The sequence below is a fragment of the Paraburkholderia sp. IMGN_8 genome (genome assembly GCF_038050405.1).
In the GTDB taxonomy this organism is placed as follows: Bacteria; Pseudomonadota; Gammaproteobacteria; order Burkholderiales; family Burkholderiaceae; genus Paraburkholderia.
Map to the genome: position 1 here is coordinate 4,356,294 of NZ_CP150900.1, position 16,492 is coordinate 4,372,785.

A 16,492-nucleotide genomic window follows, 5' to 3' on the forward strand; every position below is an offset into this window, starting at 1 on the left:
ATGCGAGACGTGCCGCTTCTTTGTCCGAATTCGAACAGTTCTGCGAACAGCCTCGGCCAACCTATTGCGCCACTGCCACCCGGCATCGCGTTGGCCGTTGTCCGTTGCCTATTGCGAACCTCGTCCGCACGATTTCGGCCCTTCCAAAAACATGCTTTGACTTGTTGGAGGTTGCCATGAATCACTTGAGCCTAACTATCAAGAGAGGATTGCAGACATCTGCAGTCGTCGTATCGCTTGCGACAGCGTTATCCGGATGTGGGGGAGACAGCGGCGGCGTTGGTACGGTCAATTCGGCAGTCGCTCAAAACGCAGCCCCCCCGGCGGGCTCTGTCAATCCTCCGGTCGTTCCGCTCAACGCGACGTACCAAGGCAAGACGTACACCCAGTGGGAGGTATCGTTCTGGCAGTGGGCACTGGCCTTGCCGCTCGGTCCCCTCCCACATCCGTTTAATGACTGCACCAACCGTCCCATCTCGGCGGGACAAACCGGACACGTCTGGTATTGGTCCGCGCCCGACCTTCCAAATGAGATTTGCAACCAATCTGCGAACATTATTCCTGCAGGGACATCCATCTTTCTATCCACGCTCGATTTGGAGGCCTCATCGCTGGACGCCCCTCCCTTCCAGGCCTCCACGGCGGCAGGTCAACTGGCCATTGCCCAGCAGTTCGCGAATTACATCCAGGACTTGTTCGTAAGCATCGACGATGTCCCGGTCGCCAATGTAACCGCGTACCGGACGACGACCGGCCAGTTCACGTTTACCGCTCCTTCGCCGTGGATTTTTAACACTATCGGCGGAGACGGTACGGCCGTAGGTGATGGCTACTTCCTGATGCTGAAGCCGCTACCCGCCGGCTCACACAAGATTCACTACGGCGGCAAGTTCCATATCCCCGCGGGCGTGTTCGGCCCAGACCCGGTGGACGTCATCAAGGACACTACGCTTCTGATTACGGTTGGGGCGGCTTAGATAGACAATGTCTACCTACCCAGCCGTAAGTTGCATTCGGCGTAACGACAACGGGCGGCACTGCGTGGTGCAGCCCGTTGGGTGCAACAAGCATTACCTCTGAGGAGCCCTGAGCTTTCGTCAGTGTGAAGTGAAACTCCCGAATGCTCTCGACGGAGCATGCGCGGGCGTCCGGCATTCGGAGCGTCCAATGGAAGCGCAGCAACCGAATTGGCTGCGAGCGGTAATCGAGGAGAAGCGCAGTGGCAGTCATTCGCCTCGGTGCCTGACAAAGACATGCTCTCGGTTGCCAAGGTTGAAGACCAAACACCAGAGCTGGGAGCGCCTTCCGAGGCTGAAGACATCGTCGGCGACTAGGGTACAGGCTACTGGCGGAGAAGGTTGTTTCAGCCATTGAACCGATTTGCGATGCTAGGAGCCCGCTATAGATTGCCTAGAGTGCGCAGAGCGCGTTTGCGGGACTCACGAATTGCAAAATGTATTTTGAAGGAGAAGCCAGCGAGCGGTCGGGCTGTCCGCTGACTCCGGATAGGCGATGCTTGTTCTAGGCCATTCCGCTGAAGCACTCGACTGCCCATCGATATTGCCAAGGCGACGGTGCAGCTAGCGACTGAGGTACTCGGAGGAACCACAGGCCCAGCCCAGGTGCAGCGTGACCCTACCGACCTTCTTCGCGCTATGTACGTGATTCAACTCGGCATCGATGCCAAACAAGGCAGCAAATGCCCTATAGTCATCGAACCAGGCGTGCGTTTGGCTGAATGAGTGGACGAGCATCAGCGCATGGGAAGCGTTAAAACGCTCAGCCTCGAGGATTGCCGAGGCGGTCCTGTGTAGCAGTTGATACCGTATCGACGGAGGTACTTCGCGCAAGCCGAGGGTCTCAGTGAGGAATTGAAGGCGGACATGCTTTCCTGGAGTACGGGGCTCGAGCCACTCTGCCACCGTGCGGTCAAACGGTTCGGCGACCTTGCCCTCGATTGCGATGGAGACCAGTTCTTCGTCCCGCCTGCCCAGCACCCAGACGTCGTTCTGCGACTTCGTGCTGCCTCCAGGAAGCGCGACCTGGTGCTCTGGGATGCCGAGTAGCATTGTAGTGCCACGAAGAGCATCACAAGTACCCAAGGCCTCCAAGACTTCCTTTGGAAATCCTTCGGCATCCTGCCAGCAGTGGGCAAGGCTTCGGGCCGAATATCCTGTTCTCCAATGCTTCGTTGGCTCGGCGAGGAATTGTGCCCAATTGTCGGCAGCTGAAGCCGGTATGTAGATTTTGCCCATCGCAATTCCTTCCGAATCCAATTCGCGTCAGGGAGCGGCGCGCCTCCCCTCCGGGCGAGTCACGTGCAGGAAGCCCTCGGCATTTCGGCCAAAGGGGGAAATCAATCTATTCTTTGAACCGCGTAAAGAATGGCCTTATCCAAGTCGGTGCGGGCTGTGTATCCACCACACCAGGTTTCTCACAGGTACCCGGTGGAGCAGCGACCTGCTCGCCTCACCGGGCAAACCAAGGGCACGACGGTTTATTTTGCCTGTGCTGCCTCGTGCTGGGCAGCCTGCTCCTCGGCGTGTTTCTTCGCCACGTGTCTTCCCACCAAGCAGCCGCCAACTGCCCCCGCGACCGCGTGGTGCCCAGCGTAGTGGCCCGCGACACCGCCCACGACCGCGCCTTTGAGACAGCCAGCGGCGCTCGCTCTTCCTATTGTTGCCACGGCTACAGTACCGGTCAACAAGACGATTTCTATCGGATTAGCTTTCATTTGAAGGTGCTCTGAGTTGTATTTTGGGGTCGTCGCGGCTTCCGGCATTGTTTCAATACCCCCCAACGGCGACGTCCGCGCTCACGACGCTTGCGCCATTCGCGAGTCCGCCAGTCGTCGCAGTTGCCGTAGGCGACGGTCACGGGCGTAGGCGGTCAGCGGCTAGCGTATGCAAATTACGCATTCGCTTCGACCGACCAGACTATAGCCTCGTACTGTCTTGGCTGCTCTTGCTTGCGCTGTCATCCGCGCAAGGTTAGTTGACCGGCCCTATTCGCGAGACTAAGCGAACGGGTTATCGACAGTACCGGTCGGAGCCGGCGGCTCGTCGGCGATGTGTTCCGGCAACGACGGGTCCGCCTGCAGCACATCGACGACGCTTCCGATGGCCTGCTGCAGCGCGAGTGCTGTCTTCAGTCCAACCCTGTCGCGGGTGAGTTCCAGTGTGCCCGATATGACAATACGTACCAGGTCGTTGGTTACTGTCAACGCGTCACCGTCAATGTTCAGGACGTCCGTGTCATTCGCAAATGCCTTAAACACCACTCAGCCCTCCGATTCGCTTGTCCTTCATGGACTCCGGGATGCCGGGGAAGCGCAGACCGCTCGCGGCTTCGAGTTCGTGCACGCTCTTCACGTCGTACCGATTCGTGGCTTCGTTATTAGCCACGATGGCAAACGCGAGTTGCTGCGACGGAATGTATACGACTTTGAACAGCTGAGTGGGTACGAAGACGCCTGTTGCGCCGATAGTTTTCAGCTGACGGCCGGTGAACATCGGGCCGGTCACAACATATGTGTCACCAGCACTGACCGCCATACGGCGAACCGCCTCCTCAATATGAGCCCACAAATGACGGTTATTCGTCGGATTCTGTGGGACCATGTTTGCGAGCGTGAACGATTCCGCCATGGCTTCGTCGTTCCACCGGTCGCCCGCGGGGCTCATATGCCCGCGGTCGAAGCCGCTCTTTCGGTAGTCGGCGAGCGTCGCACCGTCGCCTTCCGGCAGAGCGGTCTCCTCATAAAACTTGTTTGTACGGAGTTCGCCTCTCGCGGCGCCCATATGAGCGCGCGTCAAGTGTTCGGCTGACCAGAGCGGCCCGTGCGTGACGCCGGAGTGAAGGACTGTGAAATCCGAGTAACACAACACCTTGGTCTTTGTCGCCAACTTTGCATTCGCGAGGACGGGAGGCTGTCCGTTCGGACTGAACTGAGGACATGCCGGGCCAGCGGAAGCATGCGTTGCCACTGCGGCTAGCAGAGCAGCTAAGAGTTTTTTCATTCGCATTGTGAATACGCAGGTTAGTACACCGCCCGCATCTCTTCAGCTTCGAAGCTCGAGCTTGTAGAAGAAGTTCTCGATGGCATAGCGGTGTCGATTGAATGAGTCAAGGTCCCTGACGCGATTTTTCAGGTACACGTAGTGACGGCACTCTTTGGCCTTGCTCAGGCGGTCAATGCCTTGCATCGCCGCACTAAATTCGGCCAAAGATAACGGCTTGGGCATGGTCAGCTTGTCCACGTCAGGCAAGGCGGCCGCGTCCGTTTGGCGCGTGTCAGGCCACGCCGGGGTGATAAGCAGCCCCTCGGGCAAAATCTCGATGGTAAAAAGGAACTCGACCTTCCCGGTTTGCTCGTTTGCCCAGCACGGCGGGTAGTCGCGCCCGCCGCGCGCATCCAGCCGCGCCTTCAAGAAGGCGACCTGTCCACGCAAATCAGCGTTTTCCTTTTTTAGAGTTCCTGGCATTAGCGGGTTCTGCCCTGTTTCTCGCTCAAGCTTGCTCGCCGCGACGAGTTGCTTGGCTAGCTGAGCTTCCTGCCCTGGGATGTACCTTTCGTTGAGTTGTTCGCGTAACTGCTGCTGAATCTGGCCTTTCAAGGTGACGCCGGCGAGCGCTTCTGTCATGACATCTCGCGGGACCGAGGGGCGCGTGGGGCCGCTCGCCGGTTGCCCCGATTCGTCCTCCGCCTTCAGCTGCTTCTTCAGTTTGGCCTTGAGCGCCAGCGCATCAGTGACTTCCTTTTGAATCGTGTCGCTCGCCCCGGTGCCTGCGCGCGCCGCATCGAGCGTATTCTTTACCTCTGTCAGGGCGCTGAGCTGCGCATCGAGGTCGTCGACGCGTTTTTTGAGCGCATCGCGTTCTTGCACAAGCTTCGACTGCGAAACGAGCGACGAAATGATGTCATCGGGCTTCGCTCCCCTTTCTGACAACGTTTTTGCTAGTTGTGCGCGGGCCGTCTCCAGCAGCTCGCGTTCGGCTGTGACGTTGCCGGCCGCGAGCAGCGCTTGCTCGAACTGCCGCGCACGTTCGTCAGCCTGAAAGAGCATCCATCCCAGCAGCAGAAGCAGCAAGAATGTCAGCGTGAACGCAATCTCAGTCAGGGAGAGCTGGAAAATCTGGTCATTGGCTCGCTGCACATCGGACTCCTTTCCCTAGAGTTCCGCGCGCGGGAGTTCGTTGACCGGCGGATGAGTGGTCGGTGGGTGCTCCGAATTCCATGCGGGGACTTGAAGGGCCGACCCGTTGCCATGCTGGAGGACATGACTACCATCAAGCCCAGAAGGCGTGAGCGGGGCCGGCACTTTCCCGTTCGAGGAATTCGCGGGGAACGCCGAGCGGTCGCGAGTGTAACTGTGTAACTCGCGCACCAAAGTGGCCAAGTGCTCCGTCATCGCGTGAACGGCCTCCTTCATCCCCGGCAGTTCATGCATCGCTGCATGGAGTCGCTGTGCCGTGTGTTGCGTTGTAGCGTGAGTTTGCTCGGCCGTTACTTGGGCGTCCACCACGCGTTGCGAAAGCGCGAGCACACCGTGGGAGCATTGGTTGACAGCGGCCGCAACATCGCCAAGGGTACTAGTAAGTCCTTGCAACTCTCGGGTCGCTTGGCCTAGCGCCGCCGATTGTCCGGCAGCTTCGGCGGATACCGATGTTAGGGTCTTCTGCTGTGTTGCAATGTCCGCAACTGTAGTTTTGACTGCCTCACTGAGCGACTGAAATGTCGGCATGACATTCGCCAGACCTGCGGCCTGCGCCGTGAGAGCCTGTGCGGCGGCCGTCAGCGCTTCCCGTTGCGAAAGCACGTTATCGCTAAGTCTGCCCAAGCCATCTTGAGTAGCCCGCAGCGTCCCGTTGAGAACGCTCAGGGTATCGAGTTGTGCTTGCGAGCCGACGAGTAGAGCGTCTTGGCTGGCGGCGAGTTGAATAACACGCTCCAGCATGGCGTCGACGTCGCCGCTACGCGAGCGCATTGCTGCCGCTGCAGTCCGCAACGAGTCGACGGATTGATGCACTTCCCCCGCCGCCGTGCGAACTGTTGTCGCAATGTCGTGCGTGCTCTGGCTGAGCTGCGCCATCGGTTCACTGAGTTTGCTCGAGAAGTAGTCGTCTGGAAATGTGGTTTGCTCGAGTCGCCGGGTCACCTCGTCAGCGAACTGAATAACCCTGGCCTCGACACTCTGGAGATTTTGCTTCATCCCGTTCGAGTAGCCGTCAACGGAGTGCGATAGCCTTCGACTGGCCTCCTTCACTTCGTTGAGAGATGAGCTGAAGGCTTTCGTGTTCTCAGCAGCCAGTCGCTGGAAGAACTCGGTCAATTTCTGCCCGTAAGACTTGGTCAACTCCTCAACGCCGACGCTCACTTTGGCGACGGACTGGTTCGTGGCGTCATCCACTTGCGTTTGAAGGTCTCGGAGATTATCAAGAACCATCGTGAGTTGCTCGCGCAGCCGGTGTGACGCATCAATGAGTCCTTCCTCGGCCGATTTAACCGCGTCGTCAAGGTCCTCGCGAAAGCTTACCCAGTACACCCGGACCATCAGACCGAATACAGTGCTAACCATCGCTGCGCCAAATCGCACCGCGATGAGCGACATCTTGGTGCCGATGCTGGGCAGGTCAAGAAGGCAAAAAATAATCGACGTAATCGTGAAAATGAAGCCGAGGTAGTAGCAACTATCCGCAAACTTCTCATCGGAGACGCTCTTATCAAGCCGTTTGCTGCCAATCAGGATGTACACGGCCATAACGGTCAGCGGAATGGTAAAGCCGAACAACCAGGGGTCGTTGATGGCCCAGCCGATGCCAGAGGAGGTCACCTTCAATAGAAGCGTGACAACGAAGAGCTTCTGGACGGGTACGGACAAAATCTTGCGCATGGCTTCACCCCTCGAGCGGTCTGACTGCCACAATGTGCGCGCCGCCAGCAGCAAAGTAGTCCTCCCAGAATTTCAGGTTCCGGCGAGTTTGTAGCTTCGGCGTGTTGAGAAGGTACTCAATCTCTACCTCGACCCCTGAGAGGTCAGCAGTCACTTTCCGGCCGTAGTCGGAGTCGTGAAACCGGTTGAAATCGAAGTTGCCACGGTACATCGAATATTCGGGCGTGTTGTGCAGCATGTCGGAGACGATGAAGAGGCGGTGCGGACCCGTTACATTTTGCTTTCGGAAACCATTGATGGCGGTCATCTCGAGCATCTCGAATATCGGCGAAAACCTCGACGACTTTTTCGCCTCGAGTTCGTCCGCAAGCCGCAACATCGGTTCGCGGAAGCCCTGTTCGAACCGCTTTTTGAGATGTGAAAGGTTGGCATTCATCTCGCTTTTGCCGGTTCCGTCGCCCGGATTGCATTCCTCGAACACGGGCCGCGCTGTGGCGGTGTAGTCATTGTCGAGGACGAACACGGACAGTAGGTATCCGACCGGGATGCGCTGCGTTATCAATTGCTCTAGAAACGCTTGAAACGCTTGCTTTTGCGTAAAGTTCAGCGGGTCGGTCTTGTCGACGAGCAAGACAAATTGCCCCCCCGGTCCGCTAACCGGGCACATACGCTGGTCTAACTCCGTTGTGCGGGTGAGGCGCATGTAGAAAATGGCAGTGCCGAGAATCGCGAGGGAGAAGAACATGATGACCGTTCCCCATACCACGTGACGCGTTCGACGTCGGGCGGCTGCTCGGCTACTCCTCATGCTGCCACCGCTTTGAGTGAACGCGAATTGGCGCGGGGCGGAAGGTGGTCCTCAAGGGCAGTAAGCGTGTCAAACTCTTGATTGAAGGACGACTGAATCGCAGCGCGCAGCGTCTGAACCTTCTCGAGCAGCGTTTGTACGCGCGCTTGTTGTGCCTCGAAGGCTGCTCGGTTTTCTTCGAGTTTGAAGTTTGGCCACTCGACTTCCACTAACGTCGGCATCACCGAAAAGCTCGCAGGCGGAGGGGTCCCTTTTCTATGCATCACGTTTTCGGTGCGGAACAATGTGATGAGCGCTTGGTGGCACCGTTGAGCGTTAAGCATCGCGCTCTGAAGGCGCGATAGTGTCTTTGTCTTAATCCCGAGCGACGCCTCCTGCCGCACGAGAAACGCTTGCGCGGCTTTGATGTTTTCGTCGACCAGTTCCAGCGCCTCGTCCTTGAGTGCCGCCAGTTCATCGCGCACGTCCGAAATTTCTTCCTGGTAAGCATCGTGAGCCTCGTCCGCTTCCCGCGAATGCCGTCCGTACCCCGGATAGGTGTCGTCGAAAAGGACGCCGTCAGCGAGCGCGGCAGTGGCGAAGAGCATGCTGAGGCCAAAGAGAAGCCAAGACGTAATGTCGTCAAACCCGAAAGGAGTATGTTTAAGGGTCTCCAACGCGATTTTTCCCGGGGCGTCGATGTCGGCGACCAAGGCGGCACGATAGTGCGCGATGGTGAGGCTGACGCTTGTCATCGTGACAAACGCGGCAATCAAACCGAGGCTCCCCAATACTTTACGAAGCCGACTACGATGAAAGAGATTGGGCAGGAAAAACCGCCCGAGGCTGGCAGCGAGCGCCACGTTGACCAGCGCAAGCCCCGCCGCGTACACGAATCCGCTTATCAGCCCCCCCTCCAAGCCTGTCGCAAAGAGCGCCGAATTTACGCCGCCCTCCACCACGATGAGCAGGACGAGGACGGCAATCCGAAGGAACGTCCCGGCACTCTGCGGATAGCGGGCACTGCGCACCAATCGATTCTGCTGCCTGAATTCATCCAGCGCCGTATCGCATCGAGCGACCTCTTCCTTGAGTTCGCGCAAAACGGCGCTTCGTTCGGATAAGAGCGCGTTTGCCTTACGTGCGAATTCCTCGGCGGCCTGTGCCGCGTGGTTCACGACCGTCGTGACGTCCAATCGCGACAGGTCTCCATTGACAACAGCGAGTCTGCTGGCGGCCCAATCGAGGTAGCTTGCCCGAGCCTTATCGATGCGCTGAACAATCTGTGCCTCGATGCCGGCCGGAATGGTGGAATCGGGGGCGGGCTGCCCTGCTTCTCCCAAGCGTTTCGCTTCTTCGCGCAGTTGGAGTTCTTCCGCGATATCAGCTTCGTTGGGTTCGGGAGGGAACTCCGGCGAACGTGTCTCCTGTCGTCGCGACGGCGAAAAAAACCACGCGATACACCGCTGCCACAGGCCCATGTCAGCTTCTTTTTAATCTATATTTTTGATAAACCGTTCGCCGCTCGTTTTTGTCAGAGTCGGTCGAACTCCCCGAGAGATACTGGAAATAACCATATCTTAGGTACCGCGCTTGGCATTGTTCGCCAGCGTACTCATGACGAAAAGATTGTCGTCAGCATACGCGCCGTCGTTGTTCGCCCGACCAATTGACCGGCTGGCATACACCCCCGGTCCCGCTGGGTATTGTTACCACCGCTACCAGACCAATTGGATGGTCGGCGTTTTCTTGACGCTGATACCACTTTCGTCGCAATCGGCTCGACACGCCCAGCGCACTGGAGACGTGCGTGCGCCCAGTGTTATGGCGTTCGATGACGTCGGATTAGCGTCGAGTCTTGGCGCCCAACCGAAGTGCGTCAGTTCCACCCGAGCTCGCGTCGTGCTTCCACGTGGCATTCGTGCTCCATTTGTGGCAACCCGATTGCGCTTCCTAGCTTCGGTTACGGCTGATTTGGCGTACCCCTTGAGACTGGTAAACCCTTGCCTCGCCGTCGGTGCAATTCCACTGTAGTCGAACACAGCGCCACGCTCGGCAGCGTGGGACGATTGTGTTCGGTGATGCCTTTGGCAGTTTGAAAGCAAACCTATGCCATTCGAAATGAAAAGTGCGTCAATCACATTGAAACGCATATTGATATGTCGATGGGCAGCGTCGAGGGTCTAGGTTTTTGATTGATGGCGCCGGTGCGGTGACGGATACGGGCGCGGCGAGCAAGCCAAAAACTGGCACGAAGAAGCCCGCGACAAAGACGGTGGTAGCGAAGAAGGCACCGACGAAGAAACTTGTTGGGGCCAAAAAGATGGGCGCGACGACGAATGTCGCGGCCGCGCCGGAAGCTGCGGCTGCTTAGTTGACCGTGTAAGCGAGTTCACAGAGTTCGCTTTTTTTGCGCCGGCACGCGCGATTGGCGTGGTTTACCTCGCGCGGGCCCGCAATGCGTCCAGACGAGCGGCGCATTTTGCGTTCGAGCCACCGCGCTTGTAGGCCTGTGCCGCCTTTGCGCTGTCGGGGACGACGTCGCCGGGAGCACTCGTATCCCAGCATCCCTCCCAGTACAAGCCAAGGTTGTACGCGGCCGACCGGTGTCCAAGCTCCAGTGCCGTGGCATACATGCCCTTGGCCATCTCTAGGTCGGGGTCCATGCCGCGACCAAGCCGCGCACTGTCCGCGAGAGCTGCTGCCGCCATGCCGCGCAGCGGCTCACTTGCCGTATCGTCCTTCAGCACGTCGCCTAGGATGACGTGCCCTCCCTCGTAATCCGCAGGTCCACCTGTCTCTGTGACAAGAGACAGTGCAAGCGCGACTCGGAGGGACGGGTGCCGGTCAGGGCCAACCCGTTCAAGCAGCCGCCGGCCGAGGTAAGGCGCGCCAGACAGCGGGCTTGTGAGCAAGCCATTCGCAATGGCCGCGATAGATTCAAGTGAAAGAAAGCCAACCTTGTTTGCCGATACAACGTGCCGGAAGAACTTATCCACGTCGAGTGACGGGTCGCCCTCGCGAAGTTGTGCCCACTCGTGTTCAATCTGGCTAAACCAGCTGGAATCTATGGACATCAGATTTTCCGTCCTTTGGTGAGTGATGAGAACGATGATACCTCACCGCTACTGTCGACTGACGCCGCAGGGCGGACGAGGCCTTGACTTGCCCGGGCAACGCTGGTCAACCCGGAGGTCCGCAGCCGGCGCTCTATCGTGACCCCAAGTCGGGTGCGACGTGGAGCAGCCGTGGACGGGCGCCGGGCTGGTTGGCTAATGCTACGGGCAGGACAACGTTTTGGTAGGGTGAACGGGGGCTGCGCCGACAGCCATATCTGCGACCGCAGCCATTGGGAAAGCACTAGCCGACCACTGGTGCAGACCGATACGCGAAACCGAATTCCGTCCCTCGTCTTCTCTGAAAAAGGACGGGTGGCTCGACTTCGAATCTATGATGAAGTTATCTGGTCAGTCTGGTTGAGACCGAGAACCGCGTCGCCGGATGGACGGCAACGGATATTTTGAACACTTTTCCCGACGCGTCGAAATAGCGTCAAACTGTCTCAAGCGCGGCCGCCGGCCTCGACTTGCAATGCCAAAAATGCACATGCCAAGAGTCGCTCAAAGCATTGATTCTCGAAACGTGGCAGCGAAAATAAAATGGCAGTTCCATTTCGCGAGACCGCCCGATTCTGCAACAATATACGTCGTGTTCAGTGAGAAAACCAGCGCTGATAAAAAGGGCACAGCCAATGAGCGGCGACACTTCAAACGGGATGAGATTTCGGTCAACAATAACCCTTGCGGGCACCGGTCCCAGGTTTTTGTCGAATGGACGGTATGTAATCAAGGGCGCGCCACGCCGTGGCGGACTAGCCTCGGTATTCAAGGCATACGATACCCAGTCCGAGTCTCATGTCGCCGTTAAGATTTTCAGGGCAGACCCGACAGACGAGGTGGTCGAGGAGTCATTTCGGCGGGAGACGCAGGCTCTGCGGGACCTCCGACATCCCAACATCGTGAATATTTTCGACTCTGGTATCGATGACGAGACCGGTGAACATTTTATCGCGATGGAATGGGTAGAGAACGAACTCTCGTCTGTCTTGGACAGGAAGCGCTACGACGAGTGGGGAGACTATTTCGCAGCCATCGGGCGACCAGTATTAGAAGCTCTTGCCTTTGCCCACACCCGCGCAACAGCACATCGCGACATTAAGCCGTCGAATATCTTAATACATCTCGACGGAACGGTTCGGGTTTGCGACTTTGGGATTTCGAAGATAAGGGATTTTCTTGAGCCAGGCATCACCTTGGCTCAGTACGCTTCAATGCCTTTTGCCCCACCCGAACTCGACGATGGCTCATTTACATACAGCCGCGACGTTTTCGGCTTCGCAGCCTTGAGCGTTTTCTCTCTATGCACTGCGCCTTGCTCCACTCACGCCGCATTAGTCGCTGCTGCAGACACGATTAGTGTCCCGGAGCCTGTTCGAGTGCTGTTGAAGCGCTGCCTCGCGCTGGAAAATCCGGCAGAACGGCCTTCCGACGCCGCAAGTCTTCTGATTGAGTTCAGCAGACTGGAGCCACGGCGCGTGGAGGAGAAGCTGGGAACTGTGTTGATTAGTTTGACGAAGAAGGTCAATTCCGTCATCGAGTTCGACCTAGGTCTGCGGAGTGATGCAGAGTGTGTTCGTTTCATCGAATCAGACCTCACGAATGCGAGCTGCGGACGTCAGCCGGCGATAGCCGGTACTGAGGGTCGGTCTGCAGCATCAGGGAAGGGTGCATTGAGACTCATCGGAGAGAAATATCGTTATATCGCAGCGATATCTGATAATGAGCAAAAACTAGTGCTGACGGCTGCTGTAGGCATGACGGCATTCCAAAGCGAGAAGTATCGAGAAGAAACATTGCAGTGTCCTTTCCGGTTGGTCGCGGCAGACGCTGCTGCTCATCTTTCTGAGCGCAACATCGTTACACTCATCGAGACGCTCGATGAGTTCGATGCTGAACAGAAGGTTGTTCTTTTGCAGCAAAGAAAGCACCGTATGTACAAGACGTGGCTTGACCTTCTTTCCGCGAAGACAGAGCTTGAACGCATGCGCGAGCGCCGCATCTACTATTCGGGCGTCGAGCTTCTTTCCGCGTTTGTACTCCAATTTGACTTGTCTTCGACGCTGGCTGACCAGGGGCTCGAAGAAGCTGACGTAAAAATTGTCCTTCCAGAATCGGGAGACTTCTTCGGCCAGATTGTGTCGGTGGCTCAAGACACGTTGGTGGTACGAATCAGCGACAGAAACAAGGTTGCGCCTGATGAACTTCCCGAACACGGCCACTTGGTCGTTGACACTGCGAAAGCCGACGCGGCTCTTGACAAGCAGAAAACCGCGTTAGACGCAGTGCGTTATGGCAGAGCTGTCAACTCATCTCTCGGCGACTATATCGTTGAACCCGAAACTGTGCCTGCATGCGTTCCAGTCGATGTCGACTTCATCCAACCGGAAATCGACGACGATAAGAAGGACGCGATTCGGATTGCTCTCGCCGAGCCGGCCTTGATGGTGATTCAAGGACCACCCGGGACCGGTAAGACCACGCTCATTTCTGAGATGGTCCTCCAGACGTTGCGTCGACAGCCGACCGCACGGATTCTTTTGACTTCGCAAACGCACGTCGCGCTGGATAACTCGTTAGAGCGAATTTCAAAACTGAGTGAGGACTCCGTTAGAGCGGTCCGAATAGGTCACGACGACGATGACAGAATATCCGAGTCTGCTAAGCGTCTGCTGATTGACCGAAAGATGCCAGCGATGCGACGAAGTGCTATAGCCGCAGGAAAGCAGTTCATTGAGAATTGGGCCGCGACCCGCCAGTTACGCTTGGAGGACATCCGGCTCGCTATGGCGTTGGAGCGACGTGCCGGCTTCCTTGAGCGCCATGAAGTAGTCATACATCGTCTTAGCGACCTTCAGTCAGCGCTTTCTGAAGACAAGCGACGCACATTGGAGCCGGACGAACTGGTCGAGATTGAGCAGGAGGTGTCTAGCCTGCTGGCTGAGGAGCGTGCCTTGACTAAGGACGTTCAAGAGACCCTGTCCGCGATTCGCCAGCTTGAATCCGACGCAAGCGCCGTGTCGCATCTTTCAAAGTGCGCCGCAAAGGAACTCCGCGAGTGGGCGGATGCATACGCAAATCCCGGGGACCAAGCGACGGCTCAACTCCGCAAACTGCTCGCCGCGCATGCCGACTGGGAGAGTAGATTTGGACGAGCTCCAGAATTTCGGGCAGCAGTGATTTCCGCATCCCAAGTTGTTGCCGGAACATGCCTCGGCGTCATGGCAATACCTGGACGGAATGAAATTGTATATGACCTCTGTATCGTCGATGAGGCGTCGATTGCTACACCCACCGAGGTTTTAGTTCCAATGGCTCGAGCGCGCCGAACCATCTTGGTTGGCGACAAAAAGCAGCTATCACCGTTTCAAGACCCCGAGCTGAGTGCCAAAGGTCTGCTTGAGAAATACAAGCTCACGCCCGAAGACCAAAAGGCCACTCTCTTCGACCACTTGAGCAACGGTTTGACCGAGGGTCTGCGCAAAGTGCTGGCGACGCAACATCGTATGGTCCCGGCAATCGGGAACATGATTTCAGCGTGCTTCTACGATGACGGACTGCAAAGTGGTCGAAAGGATGCGCCCAGTTATCTTGCAGCGGCGATGCGTCGCCCGGTCACGTGGTTTACGACCAGCAAGTTTCAAAATCGGGCATCTCACACCGTCGGGTCATCTCACTACAATGAGCTCGAGATTCAGATTATCGTAAAGCTGTTGGCGAGGTTTGATTTCTCAATCTCGAAAGGTTCGGACAAGAAAAAGAGCATCTCTGTGGCTGTGCTTACCGGATACGGTGAGCAGAAACGTAGACTTCGCACGGCGATTGAGCGTCGCAAGAAGGAATGGTCCAGCTTCTCCGAGATTTACGTCAATGTCGTCGACGCGTTTCAGGGGCGGGAGGCCGACGTGGTTATATTCTCGGTGACGCGCTCTGAAGCGAACGGTTTAGGCTTTTTGAAAGACCTCGAGCGAATCAATGTCGCCCTGTCGCGTGGCAAAGACTACGTCGCGATAGTCGGCGACGACGCTTTCTGTCGAGGCGCCGATGCTCGTAGAAATCCCTTGAAAGCTGTTCTCGAACATATGAGCGCGCATCCCCAGGACTGCGTGGTCGAAGAGGCAACAAAGTGAAAAAGCTTGAGGACATTCTTCAATCGGCTGCTTATGCGCGGCCGGGATACGTGCTGGCGACCTTCAAGGAAGCCGCAGCACCAGTGTTTAGGCTCAATGCTCGCGTCTTGACGCTTGCCAAGAAGCCGCTCAATCCCATCGAAGAGGGTTATCTGCGAGCCATCTCTGCCGGGCTGACAAACACCGCCGAGATTTCACAGTTTTTAGGACTGCCCTCGCAGCTCCTGACCGGAACGCTGGCAGCCTTGAACGCCAAGGAATACGTTCAGTATTCAAGGGCGACATCCTCCGTGTCGGCGTCCGTTTCACTCACGTTCAAGGGACGCATCGCACTTGCAGAGCTGATATCCATCGTTCCCGAAGAGCGGATGGTGCGATTGGCATACGACCCGGTCCTTAAAAAAGTGATATTTGCGCCTACGTCGTCACTTTGGAAGCCGGCTGAGATTCGTGAATCTGGAAGATTAGAGTTACCTCTTTGTGGAGCCAGAAAACCCGAAGCTTCTGAAGTATCTCTGAGCGAAGTAGACAAAATCCTTAAGCGCTTTCCACGTCGTGACGAAGCTGTCCCTAATCTGCTGGGTATTCAGCGTATCGAGCGAGCGGAACTCAACTTCATTCCGTGCCTCGCGCTTTACTACCGAGCTGTTTCGGGCAATGACGTTCAAGTTGCGTTTGTGTTCGAGGATAGATTCGACGGCAGCAGCGATTTTTTCGACGAGGGCTACGAGTTAGCATTCAGTCGTCTGGGAGGGCCGGAGCTTATTGGCTCGCGGCATGTATCCGAATCAGCGCAGGTTGAAAATCTCTCCGCACTGTTCCCAGACACAGACTCCGCGGCGCAGATGGCCAAACTCGCCGAGCTAGAGCAGGAAATCGCCTCTTCGCAAGAGCATGAGGCGACACCACCAGAGGCGCCGATTGATTTCAAGGTTGACAAAGCGACGAGGGCGCAGTCGCGGCTTCGCGACTTGACGCAACGATTCATCCGATGCCATGAGCACCCTAAAATGCTTGAGAAGGCGCTATCTGAAACCTCGGAGCGTCTACTTATCATTTCTCCATGGGTTAGGGCTCAAGTAGTGGACAAGTCGTTCAGAGAGTCACTGGAAAGGCTGCTCAAAAAGGGAGTCAAGGTACATATAGGATATGGGCTGGCGGAGGACGACGGAAACAAAAAGCCGAAGGACGCGGCACGCGGGAAGGTGCCAATTTCTGACTCGACAAGGCGAGATTTCGAAAGGCTGGCCAAGGCTTACGCAAACTTCAAGGTGTACTTCGTCGGAAACACACATCGAAAGCATCTTGTGTCGGACCAGCGCTTTGCGATTGTTTCCAGTTTCAACTGGCTCTCGTTCAAGGGAAGTCCCGATGACCGCGCGCGCGATGAACTTGGTTTTATGGTGACTGAGCCGGAACACGTCGAGAAACTGTTTCTAGATGGAATCGAACTTCTTCAGCAAGGTTACGACCATCCGGCACAGTAGTATCTACCGCATCTTTGAACAACGCGCATCTCCTTGATGATGCGCTGTCGCGGCCAGCATATCGACAGCATGCTTGGCT

General features: G+C 56.9%; 14 protein-coding genes. 5 read left to right on the forward strand and 9 right to left on the reverse strand.

Annotated elements, in window-relative coordinates; all coding sequences use genetic code 11:
• The first annotated feature begins 176 nt into the window (after positions 1-176).
• Positions 177-977, forward strand: coding sequence for a hypothetical protein (locus WN982_RS19820; protein WP_341313594.1), 801 nt, complete (start codon positions 177-179; stop codon positions 975-977).
• Positions 978-1,580: 603 nt separating this feature from the next.
• Here the strand turns inward: WN982_RS19820 and WN982_RS19825 are convergent.
• The 8 genes from WN982_RS19825 to WN982_RS19860 all read right to left on the reverse strand — a co-directional run bounded on the left by WN982_RS19825 (position 1,581) and on the right by WN982_RS19860 (position 9,161).
• Entirely contained in the window at positions 1,581-2,255 is a 675-nt protein-coding gene (locus tag WN982_RS19825) for a hypothetical protein (RefSeq protein WP_341313595.1), read from the reverse strand.
• Positions 2,256-2,497: 242 nt separating this feature from the next.
• Positions 2,498-2,734: a hypothetical protein gene (locus WN982_RS19830; RefSeq protein WP_341313596.1), complete on the reverse strand. Its 237-nt coding sequence runs from the start codon at positions 2,732-2,734 to the stop codon at positions 2,498-2,500.
• 282 nt (positions 2,735-3,016) lie between these two features.
• Complete coding sequence (locus WN982_RS19835; RefSeq protein WP_341313597.1) at positions 3,017-3,277, reverse strand: hypothetical protein; 261 nt, start codon at positions 3,275-3,277, stop codon at positions 3,017-3,019.
• Positions 3,270-4,019 carry a DNA/RNA non-specific endonuclease gene (locus WN982_RS19840; protein WP_341315848.1) on the reverse strand — a complete coding sequence of 250 codons (750 nt, stop codon included), beginning with the start codon at positions 4,017-4,019 and terminating at the stop codon, positions 3,270-3,272. Before WN982_RS19840 ends, WN982_RS19835 begins: the two co-directional genes overlap by 8 nt.
• A 42-nt stretch (positions 4,020-4,061) precedes the next feature.
• Positions 4,062-5,156: a hypothetical protein gene (locus WN982_RS19845; protein ID WP_341313598.1), complete on the reverse strand. Its 1,095-nt coding sequence runs from the start codon at positions 5,154-5,156 to the stop codon at positions 4,062-4,064.
• A gap of 15 nt (positions 5,157-5,171) precedes the next feature.
• Entirely contained in the window at positions 5,172-6,893 is a 1,722-nt protein-coding gene (locus tag WN982_RS19850; RefSeq protein WP_341313599.1) for a hypothetical protein, read from the reverse strand.
• A gap of 4 nt (positions 6,894-6,897) precedes the next feature.
• On the reverse strand, positions 6,898-7,638 hold the full coding sequence (locus tag WN982_RS19855) for a hypothetical protein (RefSeq protein ID WP_341313600.1): 741 nt from the start codon (positions 7,636-7,638) through the stop codon (positions 6,898-6,900).
• Between the two features lie 59 nt (positions 7,639-7,697).
• Complete coding sequence (locus WN982_RS19860; RefSeq protein ID WP_341313601.1) at positions 7,698-9,161, reverse strand: hypothetical protein; 1,464 nt, start codon at positions 9,159-9,161, stop codon at positions 7,698-7,700.
• A 710-nt stretch (positions 9,162-9,871) separates the two neighbouring features.
• Here WN982_RS19860 and WN982_RS19865 point away from each other — a divergent pair.
• Positions 9,872-10,054: a hypothetical protein gene (locus WN982_RS19865; RefSeq protein ID WP_341313602.1), complete on the forward strand. Its 183-nt coding sequence runs from the start codon at positions 9,872-9,874 to the stop codon at positions 10,052-10,054.
• A gap of 64 nt (positions 10,055-10,118) precedes the next feature.
• Here the strand turns inward: WN982_RS19865 and WN982_RS19870 are convergent, their stop codons facing one another.
• Positions 10,119-10,757 (reverse strand): sel1 repeat family protein, encoded by a 639-nt coding sequence (locus tag WN982_RS19870; RefSeq protein WP_341313603.1) that lies wholly within the window; start codon positions 10,755-10,757, stop codon positions 10,119-10,121.
• 83 nt (positions 10,758-10,840) lie between these two features.
• Between WN982_RS19870 and WN982_RS19875 the strand changes: the two genes are divergently transcribed.
• The 3 genes from WN982_RS19875 (at position 10,841) to WN982_RS19885 (ending at position 16,413) form a co-directional block, all read left to right on the forward strand.
• A complete protein-coding gene (locus tag WN982_RS19875; protein WP_341313604.1) occupies positions 10,841-10,984 on the forward strand; it encodes an H-NS family nucleoid-associated regulatory protein in 144 nt (47 codons plus the stop codon).
• Positions 10,985-11,455: 471 nt separating this feature from the next.
• Complete coding sequence (locus WN982_RS19880) at positions 11,456-14,926, forward strand: AAA domain-containing protein (RefSeq protein ID WP_341315849.1); 3,471 nt, start codon at positions 11,456-11,458, stop codon at positions 14,924-14,926.
• Positions 14,923-16,413, forward strand: a complete 1,491-nt coding sequence (locus WN982_RS19885) for a phospholipase D-like domain-containing protein (protein ID WP_341313605.1) — start codon at positions 14,923-14,925, stop codon at positions 16,411-16,413. Before WN982_RS19880 ends, WN982_RS19885 begins: the two co-directional genes overlap by 4 nt.
• The last annotated feature ends 79 nt before the right edge of the window (positions 16,414-16,492 follow it).